This is a genomic window from Embleya sp. NBC_00888, assembly GCF_045207655.1.
Classification (GTDB): Bacteria; Actinomycetota; Actinomycetes; order Streptomycetales; family Streptomycetaceae; genus Embleya.
Map to the genome: position 1 here is coordinate 1,447,192 of NZ_CP108785.1, position 17,833 is coordinate 1,465,024.

A 17,833-nucleotide genomic window follows, 5' to 3' on the forward strand; every position below is an offset into this window, starting at 1 on the left:
CGGATGGTCGCGCCCGAGCTTCGACCGCGGCGGTCGGCGTCGTGGGTGGTACCGGAACTCGGCACGCGGGCCGTCGGCGCGCGGGAAACATCTCCGACTGCACTGGCGACACCGGCTCTACGCGAGTAGCGTTTCGGCGTTCGGTCGCACATCCGGCCCGCCTGACGGGCCGTCAAGGAGGTTGTACGCCTGTGGACCGTCGTCGTTTCCTCGCCCGCGGCGCTGTGATCGCGGCCGGTACCGCCGCCGTCGGCGGCCCCTTCCAGGGCCTCGTCGCGGGCGCCGCGCACGCCGCCTCGGGAACCGCCTCGAGCGCCGACCGGGGACGTCCCGGCTCCGGCGGATACGGTCCGCTGGGGCCGGTCCCCGACGAACGCGACGGCGCGGTACGACTGCACCTGCCCGAGGGCTTTCGCTACCGCTCCTTCACCCCGGCCGGATCCCCGCTCACCGATGGCGGCCCGACCCCCGGCAAGCACGACGGCATGGCCGCCTTCCGCGGGCGCCGTGGCACGACCGTCCTCGTCCGCAACCACGAAGTCAACGGCCCGGTGGGCGCGTTCGGCGACGCGGCGCTCGCCTACGACCCGGCGACGGGCGGCGGTACCACCACCGTGGTGGTGGACCGGTACGGCACCGTGCAGACGTCGTACGTCAGCCTCAACGGCACCCAGATGAACTGCTCGGGCGGTCCCATGCCGTGGGGGTCGTGGCTCTCCTGCGAGGAGACCGTCAACGGCCCCGATGTCGGCAACGACTTCACCGGCGCCGACAACAAGAAGCTCACGCAAAAGCACGGCTATCTGTTCGAGGTGCCGACCGACGGCGTCTCGACACGGGTGCCGATCCGCAGCGCCGGCCGGTTCGCCCACGAGTCGGCGGCGTACGACCCGATCAGCGGCGCCGTGTACCTGACCGAGGACAATTTCGGCTTCGCGTCCGGCTTCTACCGCTACCTGCCGCCCGTCAGCCCCTGGGTCGGCGACCGGTTGCGCGACGGCGGCCGACTCCAGATGCTCGCGGTGCGCGGGCGTCCCGGGATCGACCTGTCGGCGGCGCAGCGTCCCGGCGCGGCGTACGACGTGACCTGGGTCGACATCGACGACCCCGACCCCACGTTCGCCCCGGGCACCACCAACGACCAGGCCATTCAGGCCGTCGGGAACCAGGGCCGGGCCCAGGGCGCGGCGCTCTTCTCCCGCCTCGAAGGCGCGTACCACCAGCGCGGCGTCGTCTATTTCGTATCCACGCAGGGCGGCGCGACCGCGCCCGGCGAAGCGGCGCCCGACGGCTTCGGCGACGGGCGCGGCCAGGTATGGGCGTACAACACCGTCACGCGGCGCCTTCGGCTCGTGTACGAATCGCCGTCCGCGACCAGGCTCGACCTTCCGGACAACGTCACCGTCAGCCCGCGCGGCACGCTCGTGTTGTGTGAGGACGGCGACGGGGACAACTTCCTGCGCGGCCTGACCGCGGACGGCCGCATCTTCGACCTGTCGAGGATGGAGCCGGTCACCGGCGACCCGGGCGCCGAGTTCGCGGGCGCGACGTTCGGTCCGGACGGGCACACCCTGTATGTCAACATCCAGTCGAAGCTGGGGATGAGCATCGCCATCTGGGGGCCCTGGCACCGGGGAGGCTTCTGAGTCGCGAGGAAGTCGAGCGGTTCGGCGGGATTCTTGTCGGCGTGGCCCTCGACGCGGAGCGACAGGGTGGTGGGCGGTCGGGATCGGGATCGCCGCCGCCCCACGCCCGCCCCGCGAGGTGTTGCGCGGCCCTCGGGGGCGGTTCCGGTATCGGTGTTGCCCACCTTCCCCGGCGCGCTCGTCGAACCCCGCGACAAGGTCGTCGCGTTCGTGGCCGCCGGGGAATGAGGGCTGACGGCCGACGCCCGAACGCGACGCCGACGGTGCGGCGTTACCGTCCGGGTTCGCGGGATGCGGTGCGACGACGCGGTGGGTTCTCGAATCCCTGTGCCCCGGGGCGTCAAGCCCGGCGGCAGGCCGCGATGTTCGAAAGGATGGTGTCGCCGAACGGGGACAACATCTCCGGATCGAGGTCGGTTGTCGTGGAGGCGGGCGCCCCCAGGAATTCCCACGGGGCGGTCTGTTCGAAGACGTCGACGGGTGGCCTCTTGCCCTTGGCCGCAACGGCCCACGCGTCCGCAGCCATCGGCGTCGTCGGGCCGAGCAGCAGGTCGATGACGAACGTACCCTCGGTACAGACGAGTTGCGGAGCCACGTGGTGGTTCCAGTTGTACGGCGGGTGCATGGTGCCGTTGGGCGCCACCACCCACCGCTTGCTCAGGTGCAACCGGGCCCAGTGCGGCTGCGTGCTCTCGATCCATACACAGACGGCGTGCGCGAGGAACTCGCAACCGTCTCGCGACTTGCCCTCGGGCACGATCAACGCATCGGTGAGTTGCGTCCATACTGCGATCAGTTCCGCCACACTCGGTGGCGGCTCGGCAGGCAACGCCAGAGCGGCCACATGTTGATCACACAGCACGATCAACTCGGGGACCAGGTCGGCCTGCGTCGCGAGCCACGACCGAACCCGCGCGACACACCCGACGCTCCTGGCCAAGGACAGGTTGGCGCACAGGCCGAGCGCGGACTGACGAAATGTGAGGGCTCCCATATCCGGGGTCAGTCCGGCAAAGTCGTCGTGGCGTTTCTCGATGGCGGCGGTGATCCGGTCGAGTGGCAGGAGGGCGATCGCGGTTCGGCTCAGCTCTTCGAACCGCGCCGGCCCCCGCTCCTCATCGGATTCCTCGCCGACCCCGGCCCGTGAACCGAGGACGTTCGGTACCTTCCGCTCGGCCACGGCACCCGGACCCCGGGGTTTGGCCGCTGCCGCGGCTTCCGCTTCGGCCTTGAGCCTCCTGCGCTCCTCCTCGGCCTCCTCGGCCTTCTCGGCAGCGAGGAAGCCGGGGGCCCGTTGGAAGCGGTACGGCTGCGGCGCCGGCTGGGTCTCCGGCATCGCGTCGGTCTGTCGGGTCTCCGGCGCGGGCACCGTCGCCGGCACCGCCGCACCGAGGTGCGGCGGTGTGTCGGCCGCCGCGGTTCCCGGCCCGTCCCCGGGCACAATCGCCTGCTCGGGCACGATCACCGGTATGTTCCCGGCCGGTTCGGTGTCCGGCGCGGGACGCGTGAGCTTCGGACGCTTGGTGTCGTCGTCCGGCCCCCGCTCGATCGGCTTCACGCCCTGGCTGCTCGGCTTCTTGAGATCGCGATCGCGTTTCATGGATCCTCCCCCGGGAAGTCCCTCCACCCTGCGGGCCAGCGTACTGACCGAAATGCCCGCCTGCGCGGTAATCGCGATTGTGTGCGCACTGCACATTCGGAACCAACTCGTGTGTAGTGCAGGACAGTTCGGGGCTGCGATGGTGCGGTCGTCCGACCCGCGCGTGGTGCGATGCCGTGGACATCCGACGTGCGAGACCTACTTGCCCGCAACCATGTCCGCCGCGCGGTAGTCCGGTCCGACTCCCTCGACGATGGCCGCGCCGCCGACCGAGTTGTTGACGCGGAAATCGACGATCTCCTGGTAACCGGCGGAGTGGTACCAAGCCTCGGCAACTTCGGTGGAGGGGAACTCGATGAGGACCAACACGCCCTCGAACGAACCGTCCATCACCGTGGGCACCTTGTTGTGCACGAGGAACCGACCACCGTGGGCGTCCAGGGTGGCGTCGATCTTCTCGAGGTACTCGACGATCTCGGCGTTGACGTCGACGGAACGCAGGTGCGCGAACGCGTACGCGGTCATGGGGGCCTCCTCGGCCTTGTGTCGGGCGTGTCGGGTTCCTTACGGGTCGAAACGTTACGTGCCGACGGCGTACGCGGAATCTGTCACGTATAGGTATCGTTCCCGCCCCCGTCCCCTGCTCCGCATCCGCATGATCCGGCTCGGCCGGACCGGCGCCGTGCGGCGGACCGGCGCCGTGCGGCGGACCGGCGCCGTGCGGCGGACCGCGACGGCCTCATTCGGAGACCTCGACGTATCTGTTGCCGCCCCAGTCGTTCCGGGTGTCGGAGAGGTCCACGTCGACACCCGCCAAGGCATTGCGCAGGCACAGTTGCGTTGCCTCGTCGAGGAAGTGGTGGCGTGCGTCGAGCCGGGCGAGGTGGGTGAGCGGCTGCCCGGCCAGCAGCACCTCGGCGCCCGCGTTGCTCAACGTTCCCATGGAGAGGTCGAGTTCTTTGAGCCGCGCGACGATGGGGGCGCTCGCGAGGGCCGTTGCGATCTCGTCGGAGATCTCGCTGTCCATGAGGCCGAGGTGGCTGAGGGCGGGGAGCCCGGCTCCGTCGAGGATGCCCGCGAGATCCTCCACCGTCGCGTTGCCGCCGTAGCTGCCGATGCCGAGCCAGATGTCGAGACGACGCAGTTCGGGGAACACGCTGCCGGCCACGGCCTGGACGACTTCGCGGGGCATACCACCGCTCTCGAGCCGGAGTTCGCGCAGGTGCGGGTACGTTCGGGTGGGGAGTCGCAGGCCCGAGCCGCCGCGTGCGCCGAGTATCTCCAGCCGAGGGTAGGCGCCGAGGAGTGGAGCGAGATCGGTCTGCTCGATGTAGGCGATGTCCTGTTCCTCGCGAACGATGTCGCCGATGAACAAGGCTCGCAGATCCGGCAGTCGGCCCGCCGAGCGGCCGAGCAGCGCCACGGGGCCCTTGACGGTGTCGGGTGGATCGGCCGCGCCCCAGTCACCGACCACGAGGGCGGTGATCCGTGCGGAGTCGACCGCGTCCAGGAACCGCTCCACCAGTTCGACCCATGCGTCCGTCGGGAGTCGCAGTCCCAGACGTCGAGGACGCGCAGCCGCCACGCCGATCTCTCCGGGTGCGTCACGTCGGGGATGTCGATCGTGCCCGCGTGGTCGATCGTCACGTCCAGGACCGGCAGGCCGGCGAATCGGGTCAGGTGGTCCTCGATGGTCATGCGGAGACCTCCGGTCGCCTGGCCGCGAGAGCGCCGCCAAGGACGCCTTCGCCCCGATCGTCCCTCCGATGACGGTGGCGCAGCCGCCACGCGACGGCGTCCGCGGGGTGGTCACCGGGCGCGATTTCGTACGGCGTTGCGGACTCGGCGCCGTGGCCGTCCTCGGGTTGCCTCCGGGGAACGGCCGTGGGCTGCTTCGAGTCCGGCGGTCGCGGGTCGGCGGCGGGCACGCCATCGGAGTGTGCCGGGTGGTCGTGGTTGCTCATGCCGGTGGGTCACCTGCGTAGGTCGGGCCGTGCCTGGATGGCGCGGGGCATCGGGCTGGGAAGGGACTGGGGAAGCGGGCCGGGGGAAGCGGCGAGTACTACTCGGCCACCTCGACGTAACGTCCGGTGTCGCCGTCTCCCGATTCGTACGGTTCCTCTTCCTCGTCGAGATCGACGTGGACCCCGGGCAGCGTGTCGCGCAGACGCTGTTGCAGGGACTCGCCGATGAAGTGGTGACGCAGATTGAGGTGCGTGAGGTGGGCGTCCGGCAGCCCGGCCAGCAGCGCTGCGGCACCCTCGTCGCCCAACGTCCCCATGGACAAGTCGAGTTCGGTGAGCCGGTCGAGGATGGGAGCCACCGCGACGGCAGCCGCGATCTCGTCCTGGATCTCGCTGTTCATCAGGCCGAGCCGGGTGAGCATCGGCAGACCCGCGCCGTTCAGGATGCCGGCGAGGTCCTCGACCGTACTGTCGCCGTAGTAGCGCTCGACACCGAGCCACATGTCCAGCGCTCGGAGGGCCGGGAAGGGCGATGCGCCGACCGCGCGGACGAACTCGGCGGACAGCCCGGCCGACAGGAACTCCAGGACACGCAGAGCGTCGTGACCGACGGGATCCAGGTGCAGATGCTCGCCGCCGGCGACGACGAGTGTCTCCAGCGCCGGGAACGCGGTCAGGAGGGGCGTGATGTCGCTCTGCTGAATCCAGGAGAGCTCGTTCTCCTCGGCCACGATGTCGCCCAGGCACAGGTGCCGCAGCCCCGGAAGCCGATCCGCGGCCGCGGCAAGCAGGTCATGGGCACGGCGGCCGAGTCGTGGTGGTCGCCCCACAGGCCGATCACGATCGCGGAAACCTCGGTGGAGTCCGCGGTTTCCAGGAAGCGCGCGAAGAGAGCGGGAAAGGATTCGGTGATGCTGTGGCCGCGGTAGCTGTTGCCGACGCGCAGTGCCCACGCGGCGTCCCGGGCCCGAGGCAGCGGGTCCGGCGGCGTGGCGGGCGCGCTGTTCGCCTCGGTGGTCCTGGGGTGCGGGATCTCGTGCAGTTCGGCGACGGGCAGCCCGCCGAATCGTCGGTGGCCGTTCAAGGTCATGGTGGTGGTTCGTTCCTTCGCGGCGTCGGGCGCGCGGGCGCGCGGTGGGTGCGGTGGCACGCGTGGATCGGTCGACTCACGGACGAGTCCTGCCTACCAGAGCACACCGACTCCCGCGGCGCAGGGGCGGTTCGAGCTCCTCCCGGCGAAGTCGTCATGTTCATGTCCTCGTTCGGATCGTGTCTTGGCCCGAACATGCGCGGCGGCACACCGGCTCCCGGTCCGACTTCGGTGCGGAACGGTCGAGCCCGGCTCGGTGTCCGAACCGGAGGAATCCCACCGGCGCCAGGCGTTCGTCGCGTGATCCGAGGGATCTCCACTCCCGCGTCGGAGCACCGTTCCCGCACCCTGAAGAAGTGGGAGACCGACCAGGGGAGGTGCGATGATCAGGCACGAGCGAGGCGACGCCGGGCACGTATTCCTCGTGGGCCTGGCCTCCGTCGGGTTGGCATCGGCGACGGTCGGCACCGTCGTTGCCGCCGCGTTCCTCAACGCCTACGGACCCGCCACGTGGTGGCGGTCGGTGTGCGTCGTGGTGTTGGCGCTCGCCTCGATGGCGATGCTCCTCGCCACCACCGCAGTGGTGTGGTCGTGTCCGTCGGGCGGCGCCGCCGTCGCTGGAATCGTCGTCTTCTTCGCCATGTTCGTCGCGATCCACCACGCGTCCGACGCGGTCGGCGACACCGTACTGGCCAAGCGTGGCGTCTCCACGACCTGCCTGGTCCTCGACGTGCGCGCCCGGACCGAGACATCCACCTCCACCGACGCCAACGGCCACACCACGACCACGACGCACACGTACAACGACCACCGACTGAGCTGCCCCGAGGGCGGCCCGACCAACATGACCACGAGCCGCGCCGCCGCGAAGAAGGGCCAGTCGCTGCGTATCCGCTACGACCCGAAGGGCCGACTGGACACCGTGCCCGAGCGCCGAGTCGCCCGACCGGGCGCTTCCCTGCGGAAGGCCGAACGGGCTTTCACCGTGGCGGTGTTCGCGGCCCTGCTCATCCCCCGAATCGGAGCCCGCCACACCCGACCACGGCGCCCCTCCACCCACCCGCGGTAACCCGGGCAACCGCGGCGACCGAACGCGAAGGGCGCGGCCTGGCGAGCGGGTTTCGGTTGCCGGCAACGGTGTGCGGGCGCCCTTCGCAGGCGACGATCGGGGCGGGGATCGCCGGCACGACACCAGGTACCGTACGCCGGCCGCCGTGCCCGGGAGGGTTCACAGCTGATTCGGGAGCGCGTCGGCGAGTTTGTGCAGAGGGAGGCCGTCTTGGGTCGCGGCACCAACCCGGCCGCAACCGCGCCGGTGTCCCCGCACAGCCGCCGCGGCGTCAGAACGCAACACTGTGGCAGGCAGGGCATCCTTGCCGCCCGAAACCGGACGGACAGAGGGCCGGACGGACGGACGACGGTCGGGTACCGGTCCAGGCACGGCTGGGCCGTGGTGCTCGGGTGCTCGGGGGCTCAGTGGCGGTATGCGGTCGTTGCGATTTCGACGAACGAGCGGATCAATGGGTTGTTGTCGCCGGCGTTCCACACCGAGACCACGCGGCTCGGTGCCATGTCGGCCAGCGGAACCACGGTCAGGTTCTCGGGCAGCAGGTTCTCCGGCAGGCCGTGTCCGAGCGGAGCCAGGCCGACCGTGCTGTTCCAGAGCACGGCCTGTAGGCATTCCTGGACGACCCGCACCACCGGGCCCTCGCGCGGCTCGCCACCGTTCCAGTACGACTGCCAGATCGGGTCGGTTCCCTGCGGGAACTGGAACCAGCGGCGGTCGGCCAGATCGGCCAGGTCCAGGTGGTCGCGGCGAGCCAGCGGATCGTCGGTGCGCAGTACCGCACCGACCGGATCGGCGCGCAGCTCGCGCACCGTCAGGGCGGTCTCGTCGAACGGTGCACGCGTCAGGGCGACGTCGACCAGCCCGGCGCGCAGCCCACAGGTCGGATCGGTCAGGTCCGTGTCGCGGATGCGGATGTCGACGCCGGGGTGGCCGCGGCGGAAGGCGGCGGCCAGCCTGGTGATGCCGGGATCGGTGCCGTTGCCCAGGATGCCCACGGTGATGCCGGCCAGGCCGGCCGCCGCGGCCACGCGCGCGCGGAGGAGGTCGGCCTGGTCGAGCAGCGCACGCGCCTCGTCGAGCAGTACCGCCCCCACCGGAGTGAGCGCGACGCCGCCGGACGAGCGGGCGAACAGCGCGGCACCGGCCTCTGCCTCCAACTGCTTGATCGCCCGGCTCAGCGGCGGCTGGCTCATGTGCAGCCGAGCGGCGGCCCGGCCGAAGTGGAGTTCCTCGGCGACCGCCACGAAGTAGCGCAGGGTACGTAGCTCCACGCCGCAACGATACCCGCGCGGTATCGACGTGCCGGAATGGGTCTTGGACAGCGGCCGAGCCCCGGCGGTGCACTTGGAGCATGTCCGACGAGAGCACATCCGAGAGCACACCCGATGAAGCGACACCCGATGAAGCGACAACCGGTGCAGCGACAACCGGTGAAGCGCCGGCCCTCCACCCCGGCGTGTCGGTGGTCGGCCCCGACGACGGCGAGGTAATCGTCTTGGCCACCACGCGCATGCGAGTCCTCGAGGACGGCAGCCACACCGAGCACCGTCTCGGGGTCACCGAATCCATCCTCGCCCCGCACACCTCCGGGCCGCCGCAACACCGCCATGCCCGGCACGACGAGGGTTTCTACATCGTCTCCGGCACGCTGCGGTTCACCATCGGGGACAGGGAGCACGACGCGACCGCGGGCACACTCGTGATGGTCCCGCGCGGAGCCCCGCACACCTTCGCCAACCGGACCGACCAACCCGCCGTCATGCTCAGCATGTTCACACCCGACCTCTACGTGCAGTACTTCCGAGACCTTCAGGGCATGACCGCCGACGGCCGACCGCCGACACCACGGGCCGGTCTCCACACGATGAGCCGCTACGCCACCGAGCCCGCCACCGACTTCGCCTGAAGTCCGTGGCCCCGCACCGGGCGGCATGCGGCAGGTGGCATGACCCGGGCGCTCCCACCCCCCCCGGCCCCCTGTCGACCACCCCTCGGCGTCCGGGTCACTCACACACGCCTATGGACACCTTCCGGGCCACCCCGGAACCGGCGGGTCACCCACACGTGGTGACCCCGAACGGAGATCATGAACATCGCCTATTGGATCGTTGCCGGGCTGCTCGCCTCCTTCTACCTCTACGCGGGTGGGCTCAAGCTGGTCCGCAGCCCCGATCTGCTCCGCCCGATGATGGCTTGGGTGGACCGCATACCGCTGCCCGCCGTCAGGGCGCTGGGAACGGTCGAAGTGCTGGGCGCCGTCGGCCTGCTCCTGCCGCCGGCGACCGGCGTCGCCCCCTGGCTGGCCCTGGCCGCGGCCATCGGGTTCACCCTGCTGCAGGTCGGTGCGATCGCCGTCCACCTGACCGGCGAAGACCGCCGAGTCACGCTCAACATAGTGCTCATCACCGCTGCTGCCGCAACCATCTGGCTTGCCACCACTTGGCTGTGATCGAGGCAAGCCCTCGACCGCTGGAGGCGACCGCCGAGCGTACGACCCGCCGGGTACGACCGCCGGCCGGCCCGCGGCCTTCACTCCCTCCCGATCCGGCGCACGCCGGAGCCCGCACCACGCGGCATGGTCAGGATTTCGCGGCCGCGGGCCTCGGTGATCATCTCGGCCAGGACGGGGTCGGCGAACAGGGATATCGGGGCGATGTGGTCCTCGCACACCGGCCTCCACAGGCGCAGCGCCGCCCGGAGTTCGGGCCAGGCTTCGTCGCAGAGGGCCGCGCGGGCCGCCCGCACCTTCAGGGGATCGGCCCATGGATCGACTTCGGGCGCCGGGTCGCCGCTCGCGTACACAGTGATGACGATGGGGCCCGTACGCGGCGTCGACTCGTCGGGAGCCTGGAAGGCTGGGTGCGCGGCGAGAGGGTCTGCGACGGCGTGCACGGCCGCGTCGAACTCGGGGCCGCCGCCGAAGGTGAGCCGGAAGCCCGGTTCGTCGGCACGGGCCTCGTAGTCGGCGATGAGCTCCCGTATCGGTTCGGGCGCGCACTCTGCGAGCCGCGGCAGGGGCCGCAGGTCGTGAGCGTGGGCGAGCCGGTCGTGCCGGACCAGCAGCGGCAGGAGTTCCGCGGCGAACAGCGGGCCGGCCAGGAGATCGTCCTTGCTCGGGCCGTACCACAGCAGGCTCGCGAGGTGCCGGCGCCAATCGCCGAGCATCGCCTCCATCTGCGTGCTCAGCACATCGGCGCGCTCAAATCCGTACTCGTGCGCCCGCGCGAACACCGCGAGCGGCCCGCTCACCGCCCCGGCGAGCGCCTCCCGGCGAGCCTGCTCGACCTCCGCGTCCCAGTGGTCCCGAGTGGCACCCGGCGGCTTGCGCAGGGCGTGGAAGGACACCCACTGCCGGTGCATGAGGTCGTGGAACGAGTCGTACCGCTTCGGCCCTTCGCCGGACCAGGAGGCGAGCCAGTACCCCGCCCACTCGCCGTCCTCGTCCACGTCGTCCGGATCCAGCAGCATGACCGCGGCGTCACCGTCGAGGGACAGACGCAGCGAACGCGCGAGCACCTTCGCCTCCTGAACGCCGAACGCCTCCTCGTCGTCCTCGTCCTCGTCTTCCGCGAGTTCTTCCCAGACCTCGATCCAGCCACTGTCGTCGGTGTCCCGCAGCCATTCCAGTTCCGCGCTGCCCGCCAACCGGTAGATGAAGTTGCCCGCATCCCGCCACCCGTCGGTGACGAGCAGGAAGTCCCGCAGCGAAGGCGGCAGTCGGCGCCCGAGTCGGGCCTCGGCCTCGGCGACCTCGGCCTCGCCCGCCGGCGCGAACCCGAGCCAGGTGTCCCTTACCACCTCCTCCGCGAGCGGCCCGTCGCGCTCCGGATCATGCCCCGCGACCCACTCCTCGCTCCACTGTTCCAAGAACGGTCGCCAGACCGTACGTTCACCCATCGTCCCCGCCCTCGCTCTCGACCGTCCGACAGCACCCCACCACAGGGGTGCGACAACGGCTGCCGCGCTCTCGGCCCGGGGCCCGCACGAAGCGGGCCCCGGAACCGGTCGGCGGCGCCCGGGCCTTGCGTCACCACCGGGGATGCTCGCGTCGACCATCCGCCGGCGGCTCCGCCGGTCCTCGGGACTCGCGTCGGGTATCGATCAGGGCAACATGCCCGGCCTGTCGACCACCACGGTCTCCAACACCGCCGTGGTGTCGAGCACCTGTCCCGCCTCGATGCTGTCGGTCGCCTTCGTCGCGACACTGCGCGAACCGATGTACCGCAACGTGTCCTTGTCGAAGATCAGTTCGTCGCGGACACCGGGATTGTAGGAGTCGTATCGCACGATCGCGATGCCGTGTCGATCGGCGGCGGTGACGGCGTCCGGTACGACGAGCACGTCCGGGATCCTGGCGGCGGCCCGGTAGAGCGCGGCGCCCACGTTCGGCGGCATCATGGATTCGCGGAGCAGGCTGCTCACCAGGACGAAGGCGTCCTGGTCCAGGTTCCGGTCGCCCCCGTCCTTGTCGCCCTGGGCCCGCAGCCAGCGGTACATCGCGTCCAGGTCGGTCGGCAGGGTCGAAAGGTGTCGGTAGTTGGTGGTCGACTCGTAGCCGAGCTCACCGGGACGCGCGTCGGCCTCGATCGGCTGCTCGGCGGCGCCGAACGGCCGACCCGGCTCTCGGGAGAGTCCCGGGCGGGAGCCGTCCACGGCCCGCCATGCCTCGCGCAGGTGCAGGGGGGCCAACGTGGTGGGGATGCCTTCGCCGACCGTCGCCGAGGCGACCCGGCTGCGCACATAGATGTACTGGTCGTCCCGAATGCCCTCCACCGCGTGCGACTCGGCCGCGACCATCGCGATGCGGTTGAGCAGGTCGGCGGCACCACCGGTGGTGTCGCCGTTGACCTGCGGGGCGAAGGCGGACGTCGCCGGTCCGGCCCGACCGATCGTCCTGCCGGGATTGTCCGTGCCGTTCAGGCTGACGCCCGCGAGGACCGCGAGGGCCAGGGCACCGGCCGCCACCGGTCCGACGACGACGGGTCGCAGCCACGGGGCGCGTCGGGAACGACTCCCGGTCGGGGCGTGCTCGTGCCGAATCTCGCGCATCAGATGCTCCTTGATCTGCTGATGGCGACCCGGCGGAAGGTCCTTCTCGGGGAGCGACGTCGTGTCGTTCATTCGTTTCCTTCCTGGATGGGCCTGCTCGCGTATGTGTGGGCACCTCTCACCTGTCCCGAGCGGCGAAGCGGTTCCCGTTTCTCCGCCGCGGCGGCGAGTTTGCGTCGGGCGCGGGAGAGCCGCGAGCGCACCGTGCCCACCGGAATGCCCAGCGTCCGGGCCGCCGTCGCGTAGTCGCAGCCCGACCACACGCACAGCGCCAGCACCTCCCGTTCGGTGCGGCGCAGCGTGTCCAGCGCGAGCCGTACCGCGTCCAACAGTTCGGCGTCGTCGATCCGACCCACGACCTCGTCGGAGAAGTCCTGTAGGACGCCCCCCGGCGGCAGCCGCGACATCGCGGCGGCGTGACGTCGGGCCGCGCGTCTGATGTTCCGCACGGTGTTGGTGGCGATCCCCAGCAGCCACGGCCGCAACGATCCGCCCTCGGCGTCCAACCGGCCGCGCAGCCGCCACGCCTCGAAGAAGGTCAGGGACACGACGTCCTCGGCCGTCGACCAGTCCCCCGTCAATCGGAAGGCGTGGTTGTAGACGGACCGTGCGTACTGATCGAACAACTCCGCGAAAGCGTCGTCGTCCCCGTCGCGAATACGCGCGCGCAGTTTCGTCGTCATGTCCTTGGACCTGTCCGGCGGCATCGGCGGGTTCCTGTGACCGCCGCCACACATGATGCGACGCCGCGCGAGAACCGGGCCGCCGATCCCCATCGGGGCCTCGCCGCCGCTCCCGCCACGCACGGTCGGCCTCCCGGCGGAGCCGGGTGCAGGCGACCGCCGGCACGGCAAGTCACCCGAGTAGCATGCCGTTTGCAGGATGCGATCATCGAACGAGTGCGACACGCCCGTCCCCGGTGCCGCTCGAGACGGGAGCAACGACCCGATGGACTCCGCGTTTGAGCGTTCACCCGAGCAGGAGGCTCTCATCACAGGCTGGACTCCGCCGGAGATCGACACCACCAGGCCGCACTCGGCGCGCATCTACGACTACTTCCTGGGCGGCAAGACGAACTTCGCCCCCGACCGGGAAGCCGCCGAGCAGACCCTGGCGGCGGTCCCCTACGCGCGCACCGCGGCGCGAGCGAACCGGGCGTTCCTGCTGCGGGCGGTCGAACACCTCGCCCGGCTCGGCATCCGTCAGTTCCTCGATCTGGGCACCGGCATCCCCGTCGAGGGCCGCAACACACACGACGCCGCCCAGCGGATCGCTCCCGAATCCCGAGTGGTGTACGTCGACAACGACCCCATCGTCCTCGCGCACGCCCGCGCGCTGTTGAGCAGCCACCCCGACGGCGAGACCGCGTACATCGACGCCGACGTCCGCAACCCGGACGCGATCCTCGACCACCCCGCGCTCACCCGGACCCTGGACCTCGACCAGCCCCTCGCCCTCATGCTGCTCGCGATCCTGCACTTCGTCCCGGACGACGAGAAACCCACGGACGTCCTGCGCCGCCTCACCCACCGCCTCCCCTCCGGCAGCCACCTGTTGCTCTCCCACCTGACCGGCGACTTCGACCCGGTCGGCACCGGCGGCGGCGCCAACGTGTACCGCAAATCGGGCATCTCGATGCAACTGCGCAGCCGCGCCGAGGTCGAGGCACTCGTCCCCGAGGGCTGGGAACTCCTCGAACCGGGCGTCGAACTCGTATCCCGCTGGCACCCGGAACCCGACACCGAATTCGCGGACCCCACAGACATCGGCTGCTACGGACTCCTGGCACGCAAGCCCTGACCGACCCACGCCCACCGCCATGGATCGCGGTCGTGCCGCGATCCACGGCGGACGGTTCGCGGCACGACCGATACGTCGGGGCCCCGCGATCGCCGCCCGGAAGCTCCGCAAGCGCGGCGGCGGCACCACCCTCATGCGCTGGACACTCGCCGCACTCGCCCTCTACACCACCACCGTCCTGACCACCTCCGGCATCAACGTCCCCCTCAACGAGGCACTCGCCGCCGCCGGCGGCACCGACCCGGCCAAGACCCGCGCCGACTTCGAGACCACCTGGAACATCTGGAACGGCATCCGCGCCGTCCTCTCCACCGCCGCCGCCGCCCTCGCGATGGCCAAGGCCATCCGCCTGCACCGCCGCAACCGGGTCTGAAGGTGGGGAGCGCGGAATCCACCGATCTCCGTCTCCCGGTCGATCCGCGGCCCGGGAGACGACGATTGCCCGGTCCGGCGTGGCGGCGCTACCTACCGGGCCAGTCGGCGCAGGGCACGACCTCGAATCCCCGACTCGGGAAGACCGCGTCCATGAAGAAGTCGTGTATCGCCGCGTCACCGTCGGCGCAGCCGTCGCGGAGCACGGTCACCCGGTAGCCACGGTCCGCCGCGTCGTAGCACGTCGCGGCCACCATCGCGCTGGTCGCGACTCCGGCGATCGCGAGAGTGTCGACCCCCCTCGCGCGGAGCACCAGGTCGAGATCCGTACCGGCGAAGGCGCTTGCACGGCGTTTCACCACGACGACGTCCTCGTCGACCACCGGCAGCGCGATCTCGGTTCCGACCGATCCCTCATGGAAGGTGTCCCCGGCTGCGTGGAACGTCCTGAACAGCTCGTTGCCCGGCGGCAGATCGGCCCCATTGCCCCGAACGGCGAAGTGTACGAAGACAACGAGAGCACCGCTCTCGCGGGCACGGGGAAGCAGTTCGGTGAGCGTCGGCACGACACGCCCGGCGAACGCGTATCCGCTCGTGATGCCCTGCTGGATATCGCCGATGATCAGTGCGGAGGTCACGACAGCCCCACATCCAGTCTTGTATCCAACGCCCGCGGCCGGCACGACAACCGCTCCGACGGCCACGATCATACGATCACCGACAGCCGGTAGCCGAGGCCGAGGCCGCCCTCCCGGCGAGCCCGAGACGCGCGGCGACGGTCGCGGCGTCGTCGATTCCCCATCCCTCACTCATGGTGGCCATATGCATTATTTTGGTTACCTTCTTGTGAAGCTACTTCATCAGAGGCTAGTTTCAGGCATCTGACAAGCCGTCAGATGCCCGGCGGGGCATCTCGGTTCGCCTGCGAGGATCGGAGCCCTCCCGTGAGTTATCGGCTCACCCATCTCGATGCCCTGGAGGCCGAGGGGGTGCACATCATCCGGGAGGTCGCGGCGGAGTTCGAGAGACCCGTGCTGCTGTTCTCCGGCGGCAAGGACTCGATCGTCATGCTGCACCTGGCGCTCAAGGCGTTCGCGCCGTGCCCGCCGCCCTTCCCGATCCTGCACGTGGACACCGGGCACAACTTCCCCGAGGTCGTCGAGTTCCGGGACCGCCGCGCGGCCGAGGCAGGCGTACAACTGCTCGTCGCGTCCGTCCAGGAATCGATCGCGGCCGGCCGCGTCGTCGAGGAGACCGGTCCGCGCGCGTCCCGCAACCGGCTCCAGACCACCACGCTGCTCGACGCCATCGACAAGTACCGCTTCGACGCGGTGCTCGGCGGCGCGCGCCGCGACGAGGAGAAGGCGCGCGCGAAGGAGCGCGTGTTCAGCTTCCGGGACGAGTTCGGCCAGTGGGACCCCAAGAACCAACGCCCCGAACTGTGGAGCCTCTACAACGGCCGCCATCGGCACGGCCAACACATCCGCGTCTTCCCCCTGTCCAACTGGACCGAGCTGGACGTCTGGCAGTACATCGCCGACCAGCACATCGAACTCCCCGCCCTGTACTACGCGCACCGCCGCTCGGTGTTCGAACGCGACGGCATGCTGCTGGGCGTCACCGACTTCCTCACCCTCCTCGACGGCGAGGAACCGTTCGAGGAAACCGTGCGATTCCGCACCATCGGCGACGCGACCGGCACCGGCGCCGTCCGCTCCACCGCCGCGAACGCCCACGAGGTCGTCGCCGAGATCGCCGCCACCCGAATCACCGAACGCGGCGCCACCCGCGCCGACGACCGCGTGTCCGAGGCCGGCATGGAAGACCGCAAGCGCGAAGGGTACTTCTGACCATGAGCACGACCATCGACACCGCCCCCGACCACAACGTCCCGCCCGCCCCCGGCTCCGTCGAGATGTTGCGGATCGCCACGGCCGGATCCGTCGACGACGGCAAGTCCACACTCATCGGCCGCCTGCTCCACGACGCCAAGGCCATCTTCGAGGACCAACTCGCCGCCGTCGAGGACACCTCCCGGCGACGCGGAAACACCCACACCGACCTGTCACTGCTCACCGACGGCCTGCGCGCCGAACGCGAACAAGGCATCACCATCGACGTCGCCTACCGCTATTTCGCCACTCCCCGGCGCAAGTTCATCATCGCCGACACCCCCGGGCACATCCAATACACCCGCAACATGGTCACCGGGGCCTCGACGGCCGACCTGGCCATGGTGCTCGTCGACGCGCGCAAAGGCATCCTCGAACAGTCCCGCCGGCACGCCTTCCTCGCCGCGCTCCTGCGCATCCCGCATCTGGTCCTGTGCGTCAACAAAATGGACCTGGTCGACTACGACCAGGGCGTGTTCGAGGCGATCCGCGCCGACTTCGCCGACTTCGCCGCACGACTGGACATCCCCGACCTCACCTTCCTGCCCATGTCCGCCCTCCGCGGCGACAACGTCGTCACTCGCAGCCCCAACATGCCCTGGTACGAGGGCACATCGCTCCTGCACCACCTGGAGGAGGTGCACGCCGCCTCCGACCACAACCTCGTCGACACCCGCTTCCCCGTGCAGTACGTCCTGCGCCCGCGCGAGGGCGAACACCGCGACTACCGCGGCTACGCCGGCACCGTCGCCGGCGGCGTGCTGCGCCCGGGCGACGAAGTGGTGGTCCTGCCCTCGGGATTCACCACCCACATCGCGGCCATCGACGGCCCGAACGGCCCGCTCGCCGAGGCGTTCCCGCCGATGTCGGTGGCCGTGCGCCTGACCGACGAACTCGACGTCTCCCGCGGCGACATGATCTGCCGCCCGCACAACCGACCGCGTACCGGCCAGGACCTCCAGGCCGTCGTCTGCCGGCTCACCGAGCACGGCGACCTGCGCCCGGGCGCCACCTTCGCGCTCAAGCACACCACCCGCACCGTCCGGGCCAAGGTCGCCGAACTGCGCCATCGCCTCGACGTGAACACCGGACACCGCGAACCCGGCGTCACGGCCCTCGCGCTCAACGAGATCGGCCGCGTCACCCTGCGCACCACCGCCCCGCTCTTCCACGACACCTACCGCCGCAACCGCGTGACCGGCAGCTTCATCCTCGTCGACGAGGCAACCGACAACACCGTCGCCGCCGGAATCCTCCTGGACGACGCGTGAACCGGCCGACGACCGACGCGGCGCCACCACCCGACGTCACCTCGCCGGCAAACCGGCCGCCTGTGATCGTCAGCGGTCCA

18 protein-coding genes are annotated in these 17,833 nt (G+C 70.4%); 8 read left to right on the plus strand and 10 right to left on the minus strand.

Features of this window, described 5'->3' with window-relative positions; all coding sequences use genetic code 11:
- Positions 1 to 191 precede the first annotated feature (191 nt).
- Positions 192 to 1,646, plus strand: a complete 1,455-nt coding sequence (locus OG948_RS40635) for an alkaline phosphatase PhoX (RefSeq protein ID WP_331769997.1) — start codon at positions 192 to 194, stop codon at positions 1,644 to 1,646.
- A 340-nt stretch (positions 1,647 to 1,986) separates the two neighbouring features.
- Here the strand turns inward: OG948_RS40635 and OG948_RS40640 are convergent, their stop codons facing one another.
- The 5 genes from OG948_RS40640 to OG948_RS40660 form a co-directional block, all read right to left on the minus strand.
- Positions 1,987 to 3,246, minus strand: a complete 1,260-nt coding sequence (locus OG948_RS40640; protein ID WP_331769998.1) for a protein-glutamine glutaminase family protein — start codon at positions 3,244 to 3,246, stop codon at positions 1,987 to 1,989.
- A 198-nt stretch (positions 3,247 to 3,444) separates the two neighbouring features.
- The gene (locus tag OG948_RS40645; protein WP_331769999.1) at positions 3,445 to 3,771 is read right to left on the minus strand and encodes a DUF1330 domain-containing protein; all 327 of its coding nucleotides are present in this window, start codon (positions 3,769 to 3,771) and stop codon (positions 3,445 to 3,447) included.
- 214 nt (positions 3,772 to 3,985) lie between these two features.
- Positions 3,986 to 4,831, minus strand: coding sequence for an STM4015 family protein (locus OG948_RS40650; protein ID WP_331770000.1), 846 nt, complete (start codon positions 4,829 to 4,831; stop codon positions 3,986 to 3,988).
- Between the two features lie 477 nt (positions 4,832 to 5,308).
- Positions 5,309 to 6,001 carry an STM4015 family protein gene (locus OG948_RS40655; protein WP_331773466.1) on the minus strand — a complete coding sequence of 231 codons (693 nt, stop codon included), beginning with the start codon at positions 5,999 to 6,001 and terminating at the stop codon, positions 5,309 to 5,311.
- A complete protein-coding gene (locus tag OG948_RS40660; RefSeq protein ID WP_331770001.1) occupies positions 5,884 to 6,300 on the minus strand; it encodes a hypothetical protein in 417 nt (138 codons plus the stop codon). The genes OG948_RS40655 and OG948_RS40660 overlap by 118 nt, the downstream gene beginning before the upstream one ends.
- Positions 6,301 to 6,682: 382 nt before the next feature.
- Between OG948_RS40660 and OG948_RS40665 the strand changes: the two genes are divergently transcribed.
- Entirely contained in the window at positions 6,683 to 7,369 is a 687-nt protein-coding gene (locus tag OG948_RS40665; protein ID WP_331770002.1) for a hypothetical protein, read from the plus strand.
- Between the two features lie 404 nt (positions 7,370 to 7,773).
- Here the strand turns inward: OG948_RS40665 and OG948_RS40670 are convergent, their stop codons facing one another.
- Positions 7,774 to 8,625: a LysR substrate-binding domain-containing protein gene (locus OG948_RS40670; RefSeq protein ID WP_331773467.1), complete on the minus strand. Its 852-nt coding sequence runs from the start codon at positions 8,623 to 8,625 to the stop codon at positions 7,774 to 7,776.
- A gap of 95 nt (positions 8,626 to 8,720) precedes the next feature.
- Between OG948_RS40670 and OG948_RS40675 the strand changes: the two genes are divergently transcribed.
- Together OG948_RS40675 and OG948_RS40680 are read left to right on the plus strand one after the other, a co-directional pair.
- Complete coding sequence (locus OG948_RS40675) at positions 8,721 to 9,275, plus strand: cupin domain-containing protein (RefSeq protein WP_331770003.1); 555 nt, start codon at positions 8,721 to 8,723, stop codon at positions 9,273 to 9,275.
- 180 nt (positions 9,276 to 9,455) lie between these two features.
- Positions 9,456 to 9,818, plus strand: a complete 363-nt coding sequence (locus OG948_RS40680) for a DoxX family protein (RefSeq protein WP_331770004.1) — start codon at positions 9,456 to 9,458, stop codon at positions 9,816 to 9,818.
- 80 nt (positions 9,819 to 9,898) lie between these two features.
- Here the strand turns inward: OG948_RS40680 and OG948_RS40685 are convergent, their stop codons facing one another.
- The 3 genes from OG948_RS40685 to OG948_RS40695 all read right to left on the minus strand — a co-directional run bounded on the left by OG948_RS40685 (position 9,899) and on the right by OG948_RS40695 (position 13,101).
- Entirely contained in the window at positions 9,899 to 11,266 is a 1,368-nt protein-coding gene (locus OG948_RS40685) for an SMI1/KNR4 family protein (protein WP_331770005.1), read from the minus strand.
- A 204-nt stretch (positions 11,267 to 11,470) separates the two neighbouring features.
- Positions 11,471 to 12,490: a CU044_5270 family protein gene (locus OG948_RS40690; RefSeq protein ID WP_331770006.1), complete on the minus strand. Its 1,020-nt coding sequence runs from the start codon at positions 12,488 to 12,490 to the stop codon at positions 11,471 to 11,473.
- Positions 12,487 to 13,101: an RNA polymerase sigma factor gene (locus OG948_RS40695; RefSeq protein ID WP_331773468.1), complete on the minus strand. Its 615-nt coding sequence runs from the start codon at positions 13,099 to 13,101 to the stop codon at positions 12,487 to 12,489. Before OG948_RS40695 ends, OG948_RS40690 begins: the two co-directional genes overlap by 4 nt.
- Positions 13,102 to 13,366: 265 nt before the next feature.
- Between OG948_RS40695 and OG948_RS40700 the strand changes: the two genes are divergently transcribed.
- The gene (locus tag OG948_RS40700; RefSeq protein WP_331770007.1) at positions 13,367 to 14,218 is read left to right on the plus strand and encodes an SAM-dependent methyltransferase; all 852 of its coding nucleotides are present in this window, start codon (positions 13,367 to 13,369) and stop codon (positions 14,216 to 14,218) included.
- 19 nt (positions 14,219 to 14,237) lie between these two features.
- Positions 14,238 to 14,591 (plus strand): anthrone oxygenase family protein, encoded by a 354-nt coding sequence (locus OG948_RS40705; RefSeq protein ID WP_331770008.1) that lies wholly within the window; start codon positions 14,238 to 14,240, stop codon positions 14,589 to 14,591.
- A gap of 88 nt (positions 14,592 to 14,679) precedes the next feature.
- Here the strand turns inward: OG948_RS40705 and OG948_RS40710 are convergent, their stop codons facing one another.
- The gene (locus OG948_RS40710) at positions 14,680 to 15,228 is read right to left on the minus strand and encodes an isochorismatase family cysteine hydrolase (RefSeq protein WP_331770009.1); all 549 of its coding nucleotides are present in this window, start codon (positions 15,226 to 15,228) and stop codon (positions 14,680 to 14,682) included.
- A gap of 258 nt (positions 15,229 to 15,486) precedes the next feature.
- Between OG948_RS40710 and cysD the strand changes: the two genes are divergently transcribed.
- Together cysD and OG948_RS40720 are read left to right on the plus strand one after the other, a co-directional pair.
- Positions 15,487 to 16,440: a sulfate adenylyltransferase subunit CysD gene (cysD, locus tag OG948_RS40715; protein ID WP_331770010.1), complete on the plus strand. Its 954-nt coding sequence runs from the start codon at positions 15,487 to 15,489 to the stop codon at positions 16,438 to 16,440.
- Between the two features lie 2 nt (positions 16,441 to 16,442).
- Positions 16,443 to 17,753 carry a GTP-binding protein gene (locus tag OG948_RS40720; protein ID WP_331770011.1) on the plus strand — a complete coding sequence of 437 codons (1,311 nt, stop codon included), beginning with the start codon at positions 16,443 to 16,445 and terminating at the stop codon, positions 17,751 to 17,753.
- Positions 17,754 to 17,833 lie beyond the last annotated feature (80 nt).

Bases quoted from the DNA above. Each gene is read 5' to 3' on its own strand.
- OG948_RS40700 (WP_331770007.1), top strand. From the start codon at position 13,367: ATGGACTCCGCGTTTGAGCGTTCACCCGAGCAGGAGGCTCTCATCACA.
- OG948_RS40720 (WP_331770011.1), top strand. From the start codon at position 16,443: ATGAGCACGACCATCGACACCGCCCCCGACCACAACGTCCCGCCCGCC.
- OG948_RS40665 (WP_331770002.1), top strand. From the start codon at position 6,683: ATGATCAGGCACGAGCGAGGCGACGCCGGGCACGTATTCCTCGTGGGC.
- OG948_RS40675 (WP_331770003.1), top strand. From the start codon at position 8,721: ATGTCCGACGAGAGCACATCCGAGAGCACACCCGATGAAGCGACACCC.
- OG948_RS40645 (WP_331769999.1), bottom strand. From the start codon at position 3,771: ATGACCGCGTACGCGTTCGCGCACCTGCGTTCCGTCGACGTCAACGCC.
- OG948_RS40685 (WP_331770005.1), bottom strand. From the start codon at position 11,266: ATGGGTGAACGTACGGTCTGGCGACCGTTCTTGGAACAGTGGAGCGAG.
- OG948_RS40695 (WP_331773468.1), bottom strand. From the start codon at position 13,101: ATGACGACGAAACTGCGCGCGCGTATTCGCGACGGGGACGACGACGCT.
- cysD (WP_331770010.1), top strand. From the start codon at position 15,487: ATGCCCGGCGGGGCATCTCGGTTCGCCTGCGAGGATCGGAGCCCTCCC.
- OG948_RS40680 (WP_331770004.1), top strand. From the start codon at position 9,456: ATGAACATCGCCTATTGGATCGTTGCCGGGCTGCTCGCCTCCTTCTAC.
- OG948_RS40640 (WP_331769998.1), bottom strand. From the start codon at position 3,246: ATGAAACGCGATCGCGATCTCAAGAAGCCGAGCAGCCAGGGCGTGAAG.
- OG948_RS40705 (WP_331770008.1), top strand. From the start codon at position 14,238: ATGGATCGCGGTCGTGCCGCGATCCACGGCGGACGGTTCGCGGCACGA.
- OG948_RS40660 (WP_331770001.1), bottom strand. From the start codon at position 6,300: ATGACCTTGAACGGCCACCGACGATTCGGCGGGCTGCCCGTCGCCGAA.
- OG948_RS40690 (WP_331770006.1), bottom strand. From the start codon at position 12,490: ATGAACGACACGACGTCGCTCCCCGAGAAGGACCTTCCGCCGGGTCGC.